Here is an 18,042-nt window from a genome sequence, read left to right on the forward strand (position 1 = left end):
CCCAGACCGCCCGCCATGCTGTCGGCGCCCAGACCGCCATCAAGTGTATCGTCACCGCCACCTCCGGCTAGCGTGTCGTTGCCCGCCATTCCTAGGATCGTATCATTACCGGCTAAACCATCTATGCTGTCGTTATTAGCGCTCCCAGCGAGGCTGTCATCCCCGCTGGTTGCTTGATTATCTTGATCATCGTTCGTGATGGTGCTCCAGGCGACATAGTTGGTGCCGCGGATGGCGCCGGTTGGTGGCTGCAGAACCACTGCAAACTCTTCATCAGTTTCCAGGACGGTGTCACCGGCCACATTGATCGTGATTGTCTTAGTGGTCTCTCCAGGGGCAAACTCCACAGTCCCTGAGGGCAGCCTGTTTTCGCTGAAATCAGATGCACTGGCTGCGTTTCCCCCAGTGCCGATTATGCTGTAAGAAACCGTCGATGTACCGGTGGTCGGGCCAGAACGTGTCACCGTGAAGGTGAACGGCGTCGTGCCGCTGTTGCCCTCCGCCTCGGCCGTGTAAGTTGCTGAAATGTTAATGACCGGTAATGTGCCAACTTCATCGTTCGTGATGGTGCTCCAGGCGACATAGTTGGTGCCGCGGATGGCGCCGGTTGGTGGCTGCAGAACCACTGCAAACTCTTCATCAGTTTCCAGGACGGTGTCACCGGCCACATTGATCGTGATTGTCTTAGTGGTCTCTCCAGGGGCAAACTCCACAGTCCCTGAGGGCAGCCTGTTTTCGCTGAAATCAGATGCACTGGCTGCGTTTCCCCCAGTGCCGATTATGCTGTAAGAAACCGTCGATGTACCGGTGGTCGGGCCAGAACGTGTCACCGTGAAGATGAACGGCGTCGTGCCGCTGTTGCCCTCCGCCTCGGCCGTGTCAGTTGCTGAAATGTTAATGACCGGTAATTGTTGGTCTGACATCGTTGTTTCCTGCAAATTATAAGGTTAGGACCGGCGATATATCTCATCATCGGTTAAAAATATGTGCCTATACACAGAGAAACGCTAAGAAACAGATGTCATAACGTTGACGTTCTTGTTGTTCTCCATGTTAACCATAAATCCTCCATACTACTAATGGCAAATATGATTAAATAATAGTAACGTGAAACCCGGCAACCTTAATCCTTAGCTCAAGACAGTGATAGTCATTGGACCTAAAGCAATTTCTCCAAACCTAATGGGTATGGTGACGACACAGCTGTACAAAACGGTTAGCTTCGCGACAAGCTTTGAGGAGTTGTTATTTCCGGCTTCAAGCCGAAAGGACTGTGAAATCACTAGACCTCTAGCTTACATTTGGAGTCGCTACCAATCAGGTTGGATAGTGCGAATGTCGGAAGAGGTTCCGGCACTCGGCTGGGCTGTAGAGCTTGGGCGGATTCAAGTTCCGTAGCGAACACCCTCCGCATTTGATGACGTGACGGCGTTGTCGGCGTTATCCACCAGCGCGGCGAACACCTCGTCGGGGGTCACGAAGCCGAGCGTCTTGCGCGGCCGACCATTGCGCCGGGCGGCGATCACGTCGAGTTAGGTCTGCGACCACACCGACAGGTTGGTGCCCTTGGGTAGGTACTGGCGCAATAGGCCGTTGGTGTTCTCGTTGGAGCCACGCTGCCAAGGGGCATGCGGGTCGGCGAAGTAAACGCGTAGGCCCGTGAGCGCGGCCAGTTCCTTGTGCCGCGCCATCTCCTTGCCCTGGTCGTAGGTCAGGGTGAGGCGCAGCGGTGTCGGCACCGCCAGCAGGCCGGCAGCGAAACCATTGCGTGCCGTCTCCGCCTTGGCGTCCGTCAGCTTGATCAGGACCAGCTTGCGGCTGGTGTGCTCGACCAGCGTACCGACCGAGGAACGGTTGCCGGCCCCCTTGATCACGTCGCCCTCCCAATACCCGGGCACCAGGCGTCCCTCCACCTCCGCCGGCCGTTCGCGGATGCTGGTCATGTCGCAGATCCGACCCCGCCGTTCACCATCCTTGGACCGCCGGCCGCGCTGCGGCTTGCCCTGACGCAGGCAGGCGAGCAACTCGCGCCGCAGCTCACCGCGCGGCACGGCGTAGATCGCCTCGTGCGACACTCGGAGTCCGGACGACACTTCCATTCCCTCCTCCAGGCGCTTGCGCCTCCCGGCGATCTGCTCCGGCGACCACTGCAGCCGCAGCAGATCGCCACCTCGGCAAACCGAGGGCTATCCAGTGCGAGCTTGGCCCGGCGTCTCGATCGGTCCCGCCGCGCTGCCGCCGCGATCTGCGCTGAGCCAGCAGCGTAGTTGCCGTCCTGTTCCCGGCCGCGCCCGATCGCCGTACTGATCACGCTGGGCGAGCGGCCAAGCTCCCGCGCGATTGCCCGCACGCCCCAGCCATCTTTCCGCCGCAGATCGATCGTCACCCGGTCTTCCATTGTCCAGCTTCCGTCGTTGCCTCTGCTCTCACCTCTCCTGCTCCCTGAGCAGAGGTGGTGTTCGCTATGATATTTGAATCCGCCCAGTTAGAGTGCACGGATCACAGCCACCTCGGTCAGCTTCTGACCTATGCCTCCGGTCTCGACCCGGTAACAATCGTCTGGATTGCCGCGCACTTTACTGAGGAGCACCGCGCAGCACTCGACTGGCTGAACAAGATCACCGATGAGAGCTTCCGCTTCTTCGGTCTGGAGGTCGAGTTGTGGCGGATCGGAGACTTGCCCGCCGCCCCAAAGTTCAACATCGTATCCAAGCAAACGACTGGTCACGCTCGGTCGCCCAGGCCGCGCGCGCGATTGACGACGCCGAGCTCTCCAAGACACGGATGACGCAACGGTCCTATTGGGGTGAGTACCATCTTGCGCTCGACAGAGCGGGCGGTCCGGTTTCGGGAAATCGCAAGCCGCAGCCGCAGCTTGGATGACCTATCCCATAGGCCGAAGCGGCTTCAACCTTGGAGCCGTGATGATCCGCCCAAAGAAACAGATCCAGGCGGAGCTACATATTTCGGGAGATTACGCGAAATCCTTCTTCGGTCTTCTGAGGCAGCAGAAAGAAACAGTCGAGCAGGAACTCGGCTATTGGTTAGAATGGGAGGAACTTACCTCCCGTCAAGGTAGTCGGATATCGGTATATCTGAATGACGTCGATCCCGAGGACGAGTCCGATTAGCCGCGCCAGCACGAATGGTTGGCCGTACGGCTGAATGACATGCATCGAGTTTTCGCATCTCGTGTCCGCGCTCTGAATGCAGATACCTGGCAGCCGGACAATGCCGAAAACATAACCATGCCTGTCGATCTTGTGCACGATCGCGGTGGATGACGATGGGAATCAACCTCGTCGCCGCCGTTGCCGATGGAGACTGCGCACCGGCTGCGGTCTCGGCTCAACAGGGGAAACCCATGGCAGAAGCAAAAAAAATGTGACTTTGCTTCTGGTGATTGCTACGTGATTGTTCTGCGATGCGATTGCAGCTAAACGCGCTGCTAAGTGCTTGAAAAAGTGGCGCGCCCGAAGAGATTCGAACTCCTAGCCTTCTGATCCGTAGTCAGATGCTCTATCCAGTTGAGCTACGGGCGCTTACCATTTTCTCGACACCCCTCGCGGGGCACCGCCTCTCGCGAGGCGTTGGACCGTGCGGTCCGTCGTGGAGCCGGAAACTAGCCAATGAGTTGGCGCCACGCAAGGCCCTTCTGCAAGAAATTTTGCCGCCTCCTCGGACAGGCCTCAGAACGCCGCGACCGCACCGTCGGAGCGGCAGTCGAAGGCGCCCTCGATCGTGCCGTTGGGGTGCAGCACCAAGGCGCCGGCGTGGCCCATCATGTCGCTGAAGGGGGCGACCACCTCAACGTCGTGGCCGGCGGCGCGTAGGGCCTCGATCACGGCGGGGTCGACGCGGGATTCCAGCTTCAGGTTGGTGCTGGCGGCTCCCCACGTCCGGCCCAGCAGCCAGCGCGGCGCCGTCACCGCCGTTTGCAGCGACTGGCCGAACAAGCCATAGCGGCTGAACACCGCCGCCTGGGTCTGCGGCTGCCCCTCGCCGCCCATCGTGCCATAGGGCATGACGCGGCCATCGTCGAACCGGGCCAGGGCCGGGTTCAGCGTGTGGAACGGGCGCATGCCGGGGACCAGCGCGTTGACGGCGGCCGGGTCGAGCGAGAAGCTGGAGCCGCGGTTCTGCCACAGCACGCCGGTGTCGCCCGCGATCACGCCGGAGCCGAATTCCCAGTAGGTGCTCTGGATGAAGCTGACCGCCCTGCCCTGTCCGTCGATCGCTCCCATCCAGATCGTGTCGGCCGGCGGGCCGGACTGGGGCCAGGGCAGCGCCCGCTCCGGGTCGATCCTGCCGGCCAGATCGGCCAGGGAGGCCTCCTCCAGGAAGTGGAAGGGATCGACCGCCATGCGCGCCGGATCGCTAACATGGCGGTCGCGCACCAGGAAGGCTTGCTTGGTCGCCTCGACCAAGCCGTGGACATGGGCGAAGCCCTCCGCCTCGGTCACGCCCAGCCGGTCGAACAGCGCCAGGATCATCAGCGAGGCCAGCCCCTGGGTCGGCGGCGTCATGTTGTACAGGCTGGCGTTCCGCAGGCGGACGCTCAGCGGCGTCACCTCGCGGGCGTGGTGGGCCTCCAGGTCGGCCAGCGCCACGGGGCTGCCGGCGGCCTGAAGCCCCGCCGCCAGGGCGCGGGCGAGATCGCCGCGGTAGAAGTCCTCGACGCCGGCGGCGGCGATCCGCTCCAGCGAGGCGGCCAAGGCCGGCTGGCGGAACCGGGCGCCTTGCGCCGGCACGGCGCCGCCGGGCAGGAAGATCGGCGCGAAGCCGGGCACGTCCTCCAGCTCGGGACGCTTGTCCGCCGTGAAGCGGGCTTGGCCGCCGGTCGCGGGCATGCCCTCGCGGGCGTAGTGGATGGCGTCCTCCAGCAGGCGGGACAGCGGCAACGCCGGCTTGCCGCCAGATCCCCCACCGGCCCAGCGCCGGCTGACCTCCAGGGCCTTGCCCCAGCCGGACACCGTGCCAGCGACCGTGTTGGCGGCCAGCGGGCCGCGGCTGGGGATGACCGCGTGGCCGTTGGCGCGGTAAAGCTCGGGAAGGGCCCCCGCCGCGGCGGCGCCGCAGGCGTCGATCGCGACGGGCGCTTGGCCGGGCTCGGCGATCAGCCAGAAGCCGTCGCCGCCGATGCCGTTCATGTGGGGATAGACCACCGCGACGGTGGAGGCCGCAGCGACCATCGCCTCGACCGCGTCACCGCCATCGCGCAGCACGGACAATCCCGCTTGCGCCGCCAGATGGTGGGGGGCCACAACCATGCCCCGGCGGGCGGACGACGTGTTCAGCATGCCTTGTTCTCCCAAGTCCTGCGCGGTGGAGCCGGTGTGCTGGCCGATCGCCCCGCGCGGCATAGTTCCCTGTGTGACCAATGCTTAGAAGGTTAAGGCATTGGGTGCAATCCCGCTTTGAAAACATGGGGAGCAGGTGGTCATGACGCGCTTACCGGTCGTTCTCGCCGTTCTGGTTCATCTGGTCCTGGTCCCCATCCTGGCCCCCATCTCGCCCTCCACCGCGGCCCTCGCGGCGGAGACGGCGCCGGCCAGCGCCGACGCGGCGGAGAAGCCGGCCATCGTCGCGGTGATCCAGGGACAGCTCGACGCGTTCCAGCGGGATGACGCCGATGCCGCCTTCGGCTACGCCAGCCCGATGATCCAGGGCATGTTCGGCTCGCCCGCCACCTTCATCGGCATGGTGCGGCAGGGCTATCCGCCGGTCTACCGGCCGCGCGGCGTCGATTTCCTGGATCTCGCGGTGGTCGACGGCCGGCTGACCCAGCGGGTGCTGCTGGTCGGGCCGGACGGGGCCGCCGTCGTGGCGCTCTATTTCATGGAGCGGCAGCCCGATGGCGCGTGGCGGATCGACGGCTGCGTGCTGCTCGAGGCTCCCGGCCGGAGCGCCTGATTGCCGCAGGGCGGCGGGTGCGTTATAAGCGGCCGATCACCTTGATCGGATCATCGCGATCAAGAAATCATGATCGACAGTCGTGCTGGAGAATGGCCGTGGCCGATAAGGACAGCGTCAAGCATTTCCCCGTGTCGTGGGAAGAGTTGCACCGCCACGCCAAGGCCTTGGCCTGGCGCATGGCCGAAAAGGGCCCCTGGCAGGGCATCGTCGCGGTCACCCGCGGCGGCTTGGTGCCGGCGGCGATCATCGCCCGCGAGCTGGATATCCGGCTGATCGACACCGTCTGCATCTCCAGCTACGACCACCAGAACCAGCGCGAGGCCCGCGTGCTCAAGGGCTTCGACGGCGATGGCGAGGGCTGGCTGATCATCGACGACCTGGTGGACACCGGCAAGACCGCCACCGTGCTGCGCAAGATGATCCCCAAGGCCCATTTCGCGACGATCTACGCCAAGCCCGCCGGGCGGCCGCTGGTCGACACCTTCATCACCGAGGTCAGCCAGGACACCTGGATCTACTTCCCCTGGGACGTCGAGCTTCAGTTCACCCAGCCGATCGCCCAGCAGCGCGGCGGCCTCTGAGCCACCGCGCCGAAGGCGTCCATCACTCGGCCATCGGTCGGGAAGGCGTCACGCGCTCTTCACGCGCGTGATGAACTCGCCGACTTCGCGGCGGAGCGTGTCGGCCTGATGGGCGACGCCCGCCGCGACCTCCAGCACCTGTGACGCCGTGCGGCCGGTCTCGCCGGCGGCGCCATGGACACCGTTGATGTTGGAGCTGACCTCGTCGGTGCCGCGCGACGCCTCCTGGATGTTGCGGGCGATCTCGCGGGTGGCGCTGCCCTGCTCCTCGACCGCCGCCGCGATCACGGTGACGATCTCGTCGATCCGGGTGATCGTGCCGCCGATCGCCTGGATGGCGCCGACCGCGCCCGACGTGGCGGCCTGCATGCCGGCGATCTGGGTCGCGATGTCCTCGGTCGCCTTGGCCGTCTGGTTGGCGAGGTTCTTGACCTCCGACGCGACGATGGCGAAGCCCTTGCCGGCCTCCCCCGCCCGCGCCGCCTCGATCGTCGCGTTCAGCGCCAGCAGGTTGGTCTGGCTGGCGATGTCGCTGATCAGGTTGACGACCTCGCCGATCTTGTCGGCCGCCGCCACCAGGCTGGCGACGCTGCCATTGGTGCGCGCCACCTCGGACACGGCGACGGTCGCCACCCGCGAGGATTCGCTGACCTGCCGGCTGATCTCGTTGATCGAGCTGCTCAGTTCCTCCGCCGCCGCGGCGACGGTCTGGACGTTGACGCGGGCCTGATCGGACGCGGCGGCCGCGGCGGAGGACTGGCGCGCGGTCTCCTCGGCGATGGCCGACATGGATTCCGACGACGACCGCATCTCGACCGCCTGGGCCGACACCGCCTTGACCACCTCGTCGATGCCGACGCCGAAGTCGTGGGTCAGCCTCTCCAGGCTCTGGCGGCGGCGCTCGCGGGCCTCCTCGTCGGTCCGGCGCTGGTCCTCCAGCGTGGCGGCCCGGATCATGTTGTCGCGGAAGACGCCGACGGTGCGGGCCATCTCGCCGATCTCGTCGCCACGCTCGACACCCTTGACCTCGACACCGCTGTTCCCCTCGGCCAAGCGCATCATGGTGCCGGTGATCTCGCCCAGCGGGCCGGTCACCGTCTTCCGCACGATCACGATGGCGAGCGCCGCGGCCGAGCCGACGCCCAGCACGGTCAGCAGCGCCAGCACCCTCAGCATGGTGGCGTAGAACTGGTCGAGTTCGGCCGACGCGGCGCCGATCATGGCGGCGTTCAACGCGGCGATCTCCTGAAGCTCCTTGTTGAGCGCCTGACGGTTCGACCGGTTGGCGTCGTTGTCGCCGAACAGCCTGGCGGCGGGGGCGCCGCTGGCGCGCCCGATCTCGACCAGCTTGGTCCGGAACGCCACGAAGTCGGCGGCGTTCTTCTCGGCCCGCGCGAACTGGGCCGCGTGCTCGGGCGGCACCAGCGCCTTCCATTCCGCCATCAGCGTCTCGATCGCCTTCAGGCTGCCCAGCAGCGGCTTGCCGAACTTGTCGATGCCCTCGGCGTTCTCGGCCATGTAGACGCCGCGCGAATCCATCACCACCGCGTTGACCAGCCCGTTGACGCGCTCGCCCAGCAGCGCCCGGGCCGATGCCGCCGTCATGGTTTCGACTTCGCTGTCATATGTCCGCATGGTCATGACGCCAGCCGTCCCGATCAGTGCGGCGACCAAGCCAAGGAACCCCACCAGGGCATATATCTTGGTCGAAATCTTCAACGCGTGGAGCCGTTTCATCGGATGTCCCCTCCGGTTTTCCTTCATTCCCGGCGCGTGGCGAGAGTGCTTTCAGGTTTGTCTCGAACCTTTGTAATCGACTTCACGCGCCTCAATCCGAGCCTAGAATTGACTCATCAGTGTTAATAATGATAAAATACTTTCTAAAGTATTTGTTCATATTGATTTCGCTAACACGCCAATCTGCGGCATATAACCTTTGGACGATCTTGGTTCTTCACCGCTTGGCTGACACCTTGCCAATACGCGGGTCGAGCAAGTCCCTGAGCCCGTCACCCAGCAGGTTCAGTCCCAGCACCGCCAGGGCGATGGCGGCTCCGGGAAAGATCGCCAGGGTCGGCCGCGGCGCCATGAAGGTCTGCGCCTCGTTCAGCATCTTGCCCCAGCTCGGCGCCGGCGGCTGGATGCCCAGGCCCAGATAGCTGAGCCCCGCCTCCGCCAGGATCGCCACCGCGAAGGAGATGGTCGCCTGCACCACCAGGGCACCGGCGACGTTGGGCAGGACATGGACCAGCGTGACCGACAGCGGGCCACGCCCCAACGCCGCGGCGGCCCGGACGAACGGCCGGGCCATCACGTGCAGGGCGGCGGCGCGGGTCACCCGGGCGAACACCGCGATGTTGAGGATGCCGATCGCCACGATGGCGTTGACGGCTCCCGGCCCCAGCAGCGCCGTGATCAGGATCGCCGACAGGATCGCGGGAAAGGCGAAGGTCAGGTCGGTCAGCCGGCCGACCGCCTCGTCCGTCCAGCCGCCCAGCGTGGCTGCCGCCAGCCCCAGCGGCACCCCCACCGCCATGCCCAGCCCGACCGCGACGGCACCGACCGAGATCGAGTTGCGGGCGCCGACCATGATCATCGACAGCATGTCCCGGCCGAAGTGATCGGTGCCGAGCCAATGCGCCCAAGTCGGTGGCTGGAGCCGCGCCGCGATCCGGATCGCGTCGGGCGGATAGGGTGTCCAGACCAGCGACAGCAGGGCCATCGCCGCGATCAGCAGCGTCAGCGTTCCGCCGATCAGGAGGCCCGGATGACCGAACCGGCTCATGCCATTCCCTTGGGCCGGGGGTCGATCGCGGCGTACAGGATGTCGACGATCAGGTTGACCGCCACCACCAGCGCCGCCAGCACCATCACCACGTCCTTGACCACGATCAGGTCGCGCTGGCTGATCGCCTGGAACAGCAGCCGCCCCAATCCCGGCAGGAAGAAGACGTTCTCGACCACGATGGCGCCTCCCAGCAGGAAGGCGAACTGAAGCCCGACGATGGTCGTGATCGGGATCAACGCGTTCCGCAGCACGTGCCGCCGCATCACCGCCCCGGCGCCCAGCCCCTTGGCCCGCGCGGTGCGGACGTAATCCTCGCCAAGGGTGTCGAGCACGGCGGCGCGGGTGATCCGCGCCAGGATCGCGGCCTCGGTCAGCCCCAGCGTGACGGCGGGCAGGATCAGCGACTTCAGTGCCGGTCCCAGCCCTTCGGACCAGCCGGGAAAGCCGCCCGCCTCGAACCAGCCCAGCCCGATCGACAGCCACAGCACCAGCAGGATGCCGAACCAGAAATTGGGGATCGCGACGCCGAGTTGGCTGAACGCCATGACGCCGTAATCCGCCACCCGGCCACGCCGCGACGCCGCCAGCACGCCCAGCGGCAGGGCCACCGCCGTGGACAGCAGGATCGCCAGCCCGGCCAGCGGCGCCGTCACCGCAAGCCGGTCGCGCACCAGATCGGCCACCGGCACCGCGTAGGTGTGGCTGATCCCCATGTCGCCGCTCAGCAACCCGCCGATCCAGCCGAGATAGCGGACCGGGACCGGCTGATCCAAGCCCATCTGCGCGCGCAGCGCCGCCAGCGTGTCGGGCCGGGCATCGACGCCCAGCATCAGCAGGGCGGGGTCGCCGGGAAGCACCTCCAGCACGACGAAGACGACCAAGGACGCCAGCCACAGCGTCAGCCCCAAGCCCAGCAGGCGCCGCGCGAGAAAGCCGATCATGAAAAGCGGATCATGGGCGCGGGGGACGGACGGCGATCGCCGTCACTTCCACGAGACCGCCGTCACGTCATTGGCCGGCACGGGGCTGTTCTCCCACAATCCCGTCAGGCCGGCGCGGTGGACGCCCGCCTTGGGCAGCTGGAACAGGAAGACATTGACGCTGTCCTCGGCGATGATCCGCTGGGCGTCGCCATACAGGGCGGCGCGGGCGTCAGGCTCGATCGCGCGGCTCAGCTTATCCATGACGGCCGCGAAACGGTCGCCGTGATAGCCGAAGTAATAGTCGGGCCGGTTGTAGATGTCGATGTCCAGCGGTTCGACATGGGAGATGATGGTCATGTCGAAGTCGCGGCCCTTGAACACCTGTTCCAGCCACGGAGCCCATTCCATCGGCTCGATCCTCAGCCGGACGCCGACCTCGGCCAGCTGCGCCGCGATGATCTCGCCGCCGCGCCGGGCGTAGATCGGCGGCGGCAGCTTGATCACCGCGTCGATGCCGTTGGGGTATCCCGCCTCCGCCAGCAGCGCCCGCGCCTTCGCGGGGTCGTGCGGGTACATCCCGGTCAGGTCGACATATCCGGCGCGGTGCGGGGCGAAATGGCTGCCGATCGGCGTGCCATAGCCGAACATGGCGCCGTCGATCACGTCCTGGCGGTTGACGGCGAAGGCGAGCGCCCGGCGCACCCGGACATCGTCGAACGGCTTGCGGGCGTTGTTCAGGGCCAACACCGTCTCGCCCTCGGTCGTGCCGACGGTGACGACGAAGTTCTTGTCTGCCTCCAGCACCGGCAGCGTCTCCGTGGCGCCGATGTTGGGGAAGGCGTCGACGTCGCCCGACCGCATGGCGTTGAGCTGGGCCGCCGGGTCGCTGATGAAGCGGAACACCACCTCCCTCAGCTTCGGCACCGTTGGATCGCGGAAATCGGGATTGCGCGCCAGCACGACCCGGTCACCCGACACCCAGCGGTCGAACTTGAACGGCCCGGTTCCGATCGGCTTCTGTTTGTTGGTCGCCGCCGATTCCGGCGCCACGATGGCGGCGTCATTGGAGCCCATGTTGAACAGGAACTGCCCGTCCGGCCGCGACAGGCCGACGATGACGGTCAGCGGATCGGGTGTCTCCACCGACGCGATGGCGGCGAAATAGGCCTTCTGGGCGTTGACCGAGTCGGGCCCCCGCGCGCGGTCCAGGGCGAACTTGACGTCGGCGGCATCGAAACCGGTGCCGTCGTGATACCTGACATTGGCGCGCAGCTTGAAGGTGTAGGTCAGGCCATCGGGCGAGACTTGCCAGCTTTCCGCCAGACCGGGGATCACCTCGCCCCGCGCGTCGATCCGGGTCAGGCTCTCGAACAGGTTGGCGTAGGTCACCTCGTCGATCGCGGCGGCCGCCCCGGCGGTCGGGTCCAGGTGCGGCGGCTCCAGATGCATGCCGATGACGAGGCGGTCGCGCGCTTGCGCCGAGGCCCCCGTCGGGGCCGGGACGCCCAGCGCCAGCAGGAGCGCGCCCACCGCCAGCGACAGGCGGGCGCCCAGCGCCAGCGACTGAGGGGCGAGCGACGGGGGTCGGAATATCATCGGCAAGTCTCCGCTGGCCTTGGTGCGGAGCGCATGATGGGGGGAGAGGGCGGCGGGATCAAGGTCGTGGTGCCAAAGGCGTTCCGCATGTTAAACACCGCTGGTGATCCGCTGGGAGAGATGGTCGATGTCGTTGAAGCGCCGCACCTATGTCGTCGGGGTCAGCCTGTCCCTGTCGTCCGAGGAGATCCAGGTCGAGGAGGAGATGTCGGTGGTCCATCTGGGCGACCCGCCGTTCACGCTGGCAGTGGCGGCACCCGGTGACCCGCGCGAGCCGATGCTGACGCTCAGCGATGGCAGCTTCCTGACCGACATCGCCTGGCTGACGCCGAAGCGCGCCAAGGGGCGCGTGCTGTTCAGCCTGCTCGAAGGGGCGGCCGAGGCGGTGGAGTTCCAGCTCGACATGACCGACGAGATGCTGAGCGAGCTGACCACCGAGGTCGATCGCGCCGAGAAACGGCTCTCGGGCAAGACGGGCGAGCCCGGTGAGACGGAGGCTGATGACGACGACGAGGTCGATCCGGTCGAGGACTTCATCGAGCGGGTCAACAACGGCGAGATCAGCGAGCTGGACGTGCTGGATTTCGACACGATCGAGGACTTCCGCCGCGTGCTCGGCGACGACATGACCGAGGATGATTTCCAATACCACCGCGCCACCATGGACGAGTTGGTCGAGGAGGCCCGGGTCAGGGGCCTGCCGGTGATCCGCACCACGGCGGACGCCCACGAGTTCCGCGACTGGCTGGCCCGGAACGAGGGGGTCGAGCCGGGACCGCACGCGATGATCGCCTTCGCCGAATATCTCCGGGCGCGGCAGTTGGAACGCGCCGCGTCGGCGGACGCCGCCGTCGACTCCTCAAACGACCCCTCCAACGATAACGCCGCGACCGGGAAGTGAGGACCGGCCCAGCGCCGGTCACGTCTTGTTAACCATGATTGGTCTAAACCGGCCTTTCATGAAATAGCCTCCTTTGCCAGATGGAGTTCCGCCCCCGTGGCCTCGTCGTCCTGGACCAGAGCCGCGTCGGTCTATCTGGACCGCCGTATCATCGCGATCATGTTCCTCGGCTTCTCCAGCGGGCTGCCGCTGGCGCTGACCGGGGCGACGCTCAGCGTCTGGCTGGTCGAGGGCGGGATCGCCAAGACCGCGATCGGCTTGTTCGCCCTGGTGGGACTGCCCTACACGCTCAAATTCGCCTGGGCTCCCCTGATCGACCGGCTGCGCCTGCCGCTGTTGACCGGGCTTCTGGGACGGCGGCGCGGTTGGGCGGTGCTGACCCAATTGGGGCTGATGCTGGCGTTGATCGGGCTGGGTTCGACCGATCCGGTGACCGAGCTGTGGTGGATGGCGCTGTTCGCGGTGCTGGTGTCCTTCTGCTCGGCCAGCCAGGACATCGTTCTGGACGCGTGGCGCGTCGAGATCCTGGACGAGGACCAGTATGGTGCCGGCGCCGCCGCCGTCGTGCTCGGCTACCGGATCGGCATGCTCACCTCGGGGGCCGGCGCCCTCTATCTGGCGAGCGCGCTGCCCTGGTCGATGGTCTACCTGATCATGGCGGGGCTGGTCGGCGTCGGGCTGATCACCATGCTGCTCAACCGCGAGCCGGACATCAGGGTCTCGCCCGAATCCGAACAGCGCGAGCGGGTGGTCGCCGAGTACCTGGAGCGGCGCCCCGGCCTGCGCGGCTGGCGCGCGGAGGCGCTGGCCTGGCTGTTCGGCGCCGTGGTGGCGCCCTTCGCCGATTTCATGACGCGGCGGTCCTGGCTGGCGGTCCTGCTGTTCATCGCGATCTACAAGCTGGGCGACGTCTACGCCGGCGCCATGGCGACGCCGTTCTACCTGGAGCTGGGCTTCACCAAGATCGAGATCGCCAACGTCACCAAGGCGTTCGGGCTGGGCGCCTCGATCATCGGCGGCTTGCTGGGCGGCGTCGTGGTCAGCCGGTTCGGCGTGACGCGCAGCCTGCTGGTCTGCGGCCTGCTCCAGATGGTGTCGAACCTGATGTTCGTCCTGCTAGCGCGGAGCGGCCACGACATTGGCATGATGACGGTCGTGATCGCGGTCGAGAACGTCACCGGCGGCATGGGCACCGCCGCGTTCGTGGCCTATCTCTCCAGCCTGTGCAACGTCGCCTACACCGCCACCCAATACGCCCTGCTGTCGTCCTTCTCGGCCCTGGGCCGCGACGTCCTGGCGGCGTCGAGCGGCTGGCTGGCTGACAGGATGGACTGGGTGTCGTACTACCTGCTCTCGACATCGGCGGCGCTGCCGGGGCTGCTGCTGCTGCTCTGGCTGATGCGCGGGACGGGCGCCCAGGCGCCGGCGCGGCGGCCGGCCGGCGAGGCGGAGCGGGCCTGAAGCCGCCTTCGATCGCATGAAGCGGGGCCGCCCGTTGCAACGGGCGGCCCGACGGGCGATATTCGCCCCATCATGATCCGGATCACCCACCGCATATCCCTCGACGACGACGAGATCGAGGAAACCTTCGTCCGCGCTTCCGGACCGGGAGGCCAGCACGTCAACAAGACCGAGACGGCGGTGCAGCTGCGCTTCAACGTGCGGCAATCGCCCAACCTGTCCGACGACGTCCGGCGGCGGCTGGAGCGGCTGGCGGGCAACCGGCTGACGCAGGACGGCGTGCTGATCCTGGTCGCCGACGGACACCGCAGCCAAAAGCGGAACCGGGAGGCGGTGCTGGAGCGGCTGATCGAGCTGATCCGCGAGGCGTCGATCCCGCCGACCCCCCGCCGCCCGACCAAGCCGACCTTCGGGTCCAAGCAGCGCCGGCTGGAGGCCAAGGGCCAGCGCTCCGACATCAAGCGCCTGCGGAGCGGCAAGCCGGATGTCTAGGGACGGGCGGCTGATATTGGTGCGGAAGCCGCGGCGGCTCCGTTGAGGCATCGCGGGAAACAAGGAAAGGGATCGACCCCATGGGGATGACGCTGACGGGCTTCGAGGCTGGCGAGGGTGAACCGCTGGTGGTGCTGCACGGGCTGTTCGGTTCGGCCCGGAACTGGAACACCGTCGCCAAGCGCCTGGGCGACAGCCACCGGGTCCACGCGCTCGACATGCGCAACCACGGCGGTTCGCCCTGGTCGTCCGACATGGGCTACGCCGACATGGCGGAGGACGTGGAGGACTACATCGAGGGCCGCCATCTCGGCCCGGTCTCGTTGCTCGGCCACAGCATGGGCGGCAAGGCGGCCATGGTGGTGGCTCTGACGCGGCCCGATCTGGTCGACAAGCTGATCGTCGCCGACATAGCGCCGGTGACATACCGGCACACGCTGATGCCCTATGTCGAGGCGATGCGGGCGGTCGACCTGTCGGGCGTCGGGCGGCGAGGCGAGGTCGACACCCAACTGGCGGCCTCGATCCCCGAGGCGCCGATCCGCGGCTTCCTGCTGCAAAACCTGGTGGCCGAGAACGGCGCCTTCTCCTGGCGGATCAACCTGGAGGCGCTGGGCGACAGGATGGACGAACTGACCGCCTTCCCGACCGCCGATCTGGCCGGCCTCCGTTTCGACAAGCCGACCCTGTTCCTGGCCGGCGAGCGCTCCGACTATGTCCGTCCCTCGGCCCACGACGAGATCAAGCGCCTGTTCCCCAACTCCCGCGTCGAAACCCTGGCCAACGCCGGCCATTGGCTGCACGCCGAACAACCCGACCGCTTCGTTGACAGCGTGCTGGCCTTCCTGGACGAGTAGAACGTTTCCCAAATGCCATCATCGACGCGCCAGCTTGTTGGGTGCCGCTTCGCTATGAAGAAACTGACCGGCGAAATACTGGCATAAACATAGCCGTAGGTCGGGTAGAGCGCAGCGGCACCCGACACCAACTCGCCTGCTTTGTCGGGTGCCGCTGCGCTCTACCCGACCTACGGTTGAGTGATCTGCGAATTAGTTTCATTCGCGGAGGATCGGCGCCCGGCGCCGGTGGCAACTCTACCCGACCTGCCACCCTAGAGAAGAAAACATGGAATATATTCTACCTTAGGTCTGCTATAGCGAAGCGGCAGCCGACGTGCATTCCGGCGGCTACCCACTCAAGCCGCTTCGGCGGTCAGGGTGAAGAAGCTGATCAGGCTGGTCAGTTCGCGGGCCTGGGACTCCAGCGACTCCGCGGCGGTCGAGCTTTCCTCGACCAGGGCGGCGTTTTGCTGCGCCATCGCGTCCATCGAAGCGATGGCTACGCCGACCTCGTCCAGGCCTTCCGCCTGTTTCGACGTGGCGCGGGCGATCACGCCGATCAGGTCGGCGACCTTGCCGACCGACGCGGTGATGTCGGTCAGCGCCGAACCGGCGGCGCGGACCAGCACGACGCCATCATGGACCTCCTCGCCGCTGGTATGGATCAGCCGCTTGATATCCTTCGGCGCGGCGGCCGAGCGCTGGGCCAGCGTGCGGACCTCGGTGGCGACCACCGCGAAGCCGCGTCCGGCGTCACCGGCCCGGGCGGCCTCGACGGCGGCGTTCAGCGCCAGCAGGTTGGTCTGGAAGGCGATCTCGTCGATCATGCTGACGATGTCGCCGATATGGGACGAGCTTTCCTCGATCCGCCGCATCGCGTCCACGGCGTCCTCGGCCACGCCGGCCCCCTTGTCGGCGGAACCATGGGCGGCGACCGCCGCCTCCTCGACCCGGACGGAGGTCCGCACATTGGCGCGGACGGTCCCGGTCAGCCCTTCCATGGTGGCGGTGGTCCGCCGCAGGCTGGACACCTGCTGCTCGGTCCGCTCCGCCAGATCGCGGCTTCCCGCCGAGATCCGGCCGACCACGTCCGCCAGCGTGTCGGCGGTGGCGTTGAAGTCGTTCCCGAGCCGCTGGAACACCCCGTCGTAATCCGTCCCGATCCGGCGCGTCAGATCGCCGGCGGCCAAACAGCCCAGCGCGTCCGCCAAGTCCTCCGACACGCCGGACACCGTCTCGGCCAGCCGGTTGATGCCTTCGCTGGTGGTCAGGAAGAAGCCGGCCTTGCCCGCCAGCGGTATGCGCGCCGACAGGTCGCCCCGCACCGCCGCCGCCACCATGCCGCTGATCTCCCCCTCGATCCGCAACTCGTCCGTCCGGTCGTTCCATTCCACCACGGTGCCGAGTGGCTGCCCGTGCCGGCCGGCGACGGGATGGGGAACCAGCAGGAAGGTCCTGCCGCCCAGATCGAGCCTGACTTCCGCCCCGCCCAGCAGGATGCGGCTCAGCGGACCGCCCCGATGCTCGCCGCCGGCGGCAACCGGAAAGCGGTCGATCGGCGTGCCGATCAGCCGCCCCGGCTCGAACCCCGGCACCGAGCGGCTGATTTCCGCCGACACCGAGGCGAACATCGCGGTGATCGCCTGATTGGCGTGGAACACCACGCCATCACCGTCGATCATCATGATCGGCGAACCGACCTGATCGAGCCCACTGCCCGAGCGCACCGCCGTCACGGCGACCTGCTTCAGGGCGTCGAGCGCGCGGGCCATGTCACCCAGCTCGTCGCCGGCTTCGGTGCCCGGCACGACGACGTCGAGGTGGCCGTCGGACAAATCCCCCATGGCCCGCCGCAAGGCCCGGACCGGCCGCACGATACCGCGGACGATGCGCGACGCCAGGACGACGGCCAGCGTGAAGATCACCGCCGCGATCCCGGCTGTGATGGTGGCTTGGCGGATGAAGATGGCATCCACGTCGTCGATGTAGATGCCCGATCCCACCACCCAGCCCCACGGCTGGTACCCCTTGACGTAGGAGAGCTTCGGCACCGGATCGGTGCCGCCCGGCTGCGGCCAGAGATAGTCGACGAAGCCGGCGCCGCCAGCCTCCACGGTCCGGACGAACTCGACGAACAGCGGTGTTCCCGCCGGATCCCGGGTGGTCGAGAGGTCCTGTCCCTCCAGATCGGGGCGGAGCGGATGCATCACCATCCTCGGCGCCATGTCGTTGATCCAGAAATACTCTTTCCCATCATAGCGCAGCCCGCGCAGCGTCTCCAGGGCGGCGGTCTGGGCGGCCTCGCGGCTCATGCCACCCCGCTCGGCGATGGCGCCGAACCGCTCGACGACGCCATGGGCGACCTCCACGAGGTTCCTCGTCTTGTCCTGCCGGTCGTGGAGCAGCGTCAGCCGCAGCTCGCGAAGGCCGAAACCGGCGATGCCGGCCGCCCCGATCACCATGATGACGATCAGGATGGTCAGTCTGGCGCCGATCGACGCGCCGGAATGGGGACGGGCGAAGGGAGGGTGGGGAGACATGGCGC

14 protein-coding genes, 1 tRNA gene and 2 pseudogenes are annotated in these 18,042 nt (G+C 66.7%); 7 read left to right on the forward strand and 10 right to left on the reverse strand.

The window, feature by feature from the left end; translation table 11 throughout:
* The 3 genes and pseudogenes from N825_RS31570 to N825_RS39950 all read right to left on the reverse strand — a co-directional run.
* Positions 1-923, reverse strand: a 923-nt coding sequence (locus N825_RS31570) for a Calx-beta domain-containing protein (RefSeq protein ID WP_198038989.1), incomplete at its 3' end; no start/stop codon positions are given.
* Positions 924-1,385: 462 nt separating this feature from the next.
* Positions 1,386-2,398: pseudogene (locus N825_RS31575) on the reverse strand (IS30 family transposase).
* A gap of 87 nt (positions 2,399-2,485) precedes the next feature.
* Positions 2,486-2,728 carry a hypothetical protein gene (locus N825_RS39950; protein ID WP_198038990.1) on the reverse strand — a complete coding sequence of 81 codons (243 nt, stop codon included), beginning with the start codon at positions 2,726-2,728 and terminating at the stop codon, positions 2,486-2,488.
* 130 nt (positions 2,729-2,858) lie between these two features.
* On the opposite strand from N825_RS39950, the pseudogene N825_RS41090 reads away from it, so the two are divergent.
* Positions 2,859-3,131 (forward strand): annotated as a pseudogene (locus N825_RS41090) (DUF4268 domain-containing protein); the annotation flags it as partial.
* A 334-nt stretch (positions 3,132-3,465) separates the two neighbouring features.
* Here the strand turns inward: N825_RS41090 and N825_RS31585 are convergent.
* Both N825_RS31585 and N825_RS31590 read right to left on the reverse strand, forming a co-directional pair.
* A tRNA-Arg gene (locus N825_RS31585) sits at positions 3,466-3,542 on the reverse strand.
* Between the two features lie 147 nt (positions 3,543-3,689).
* Entirely contained in the window at positions 3,690-5,363 is a 1,674-nt protein-coding gene (locus N825_RS31590) for a gamma-glutamyltransferase family protein (protein WP_425423762.1), read from the reverse strand.
* Between the two features lie 79 nt (positions 5,364-5,442).
* Here N825_RS31590 and N825_RS31595 point away from each other — a divergent pair, with 79 nt between their 5' ends.
* Together N825_RS31595 and gpt are read left to right on the forward strand one after the other, a co-directional pair.
* Positions 5,443-5,913: a DUF4864 domain-containing protein gene (locus tag N825_RS31595; protein WP_084165240.1), complete on the forward strand. Its 471-nt coding sequence runs from the start codon at positions 5,443-5,445 to the stop codon at positions 5,911-5,913.
* A gap of 98 nt (positions 5,914-6,011) precedes the next feature.
* On the forward strand, positions 6,012-6,497 hold the full coding sequence (gene gpt / locus N825_RS31600; RefSeq protein WP_245613290.1) for a xanthine phosphoribosyltransferase: 486 nt from the start codon (positions 6,012-6,014) through the stop codon (positions 6,495-6,497).
* 48 nt (positions 6,498-6,545) lie between these two features.
* Here gpt and N825_RS31605 read toward each other — a convergent pair whose 3' ends face one another.
* The 4 genes from N825_RS31605 to N825_RS31620 form a co-directional block, all read right to left on the reverse strand.
* Positions 6,546-8,234 (reverse strand): methyl-accepting chemotaxis protein, encoded by a 1,689-nt coding sequence (locus N825_RS31605; protein WP_051513747.1) that lies wholly within the window; start codon positions 8,232-8,234, stop codon positions 6,546-6,548.
* A gap of 217 nt (positions 8,235-8,451) precedes the next feature.
* A complete protein-coding gene (locus tag N825_RS31610; RefSeq protein WP_037460542.1) occupies positions 8,452-9,282 on the reverse strand; it encodes an ABC transporter permease in 831 nt (276 codons plus the stop codon).
* Positions 9,279-10,226, reverse strand: coding sequence for an ABC transporter permease (locus N825_RS31615; RefSeq protein WP_037460543.1), 948 nt, complete (start codon positions 10,224-10,226; stop codon positions 9,279-9,281). Before N825_RS31615 ends, N825_RS31610 begins: the two co-directional genes overlap by 4 nt.
* A gap of 42 nt (positions 10,227-10,268) precedes the next feature.
* Complete coding sequence (locus N825_RS31620) at positions 10,269-11,804, reverse strand: ABC transporter substrate-binding protein (RefSeq protein ID WP_051513749.1); 1,536 nt, start codon at positions 11,802-11,804, stop codon at positions 10,269-10,271.
* 127 nt (positions 11,805-11,931) lie between these two features.
* Here N825_RS31620 and N825_RS31625 point away from each other — a divergent pair, with 127 nt between their 5' ends.
* From N825_RS31625 to N825_RS31640, 4 genes are all read left to right on the forward strand, one after another.
* On the forward strand, positions 11,932-12,705 hold the full coding sequence (locus N825_RS31625; RefSeq protein ID WP_037460546.1) for a hypothetical protein: 774 nt from the start codon (positions 11,932-11,934) through the stop codon (positions 12,703-12,705).
* Between the two features lie 96 nt (positions 12,706-12,801).
* Positions 12,802-14,166, forward strand: coding sequence for an AmpG family muropeptide MFS transporter (locus tag N825_RS31630; RefSeq protein WP_245613291.1), 1,365 nt, complete (start codon positions 12,802-12,804; stop codon positions 14,164-14,166).
* A gap of 72 nt (positions 14,167-14,238) precedes the next feature.
* On the forward strand, positions 14,239-14,658 hold the full coding sequence (gene arfB / locus N825_RS31635) for an alternative ribosome rescue aminoacyl-tRNA hydrolase ArfB (RefSeq protein ID WP_037460548.1): 420 nt from the start codon (positions 14,239-14,241) through the stop codon (positions 14,656-14,658).
* Between the two features lie 80 nt (positions 14,659-14,738).
* The gene (locus tag N825_RS31640; protein ID WP_037460550.1) at positions 14,739-15,515 is read left to right on the forward strand and encodes an alpha/beta fold hydrolase; all 777 of its coding nucleotides are present in this window, start codon (positions 14,739-14,741) and stop codon (positions 15,513-15,515) included.
* A gap of 338 nt (positions 15,516-15,853) precedes the next feature.
* Here N825_RS31640 and N825_RS31645 read toward each other — a convergent pair whose 3' ends face one another.
* Positions 15,854-18,037 (reverse strand): methyl-accepting chemotaxis protein, encoded by a 2,184-nt coding sequence (locus N825_RS31645; RefSeq protein WP_051513752.1) that lies wholly within the window; start codon positions 18,035-18,037, stop codon positions 15,854-15,856.
* Between the last annotated feature and the right edge of the window lie 5 nt (positions 18,038-18,042).

This window comes from Skermanella stibiiresistens SB22 (assembly GCF_000576635.1).
GTDB classification, from domain to species: Bacteria; Pseudomonadota; Alphaproteobacteria; order Azospirillales; family Azospirillaceae; genus Skermanella; species Skermanella stibiiresistens.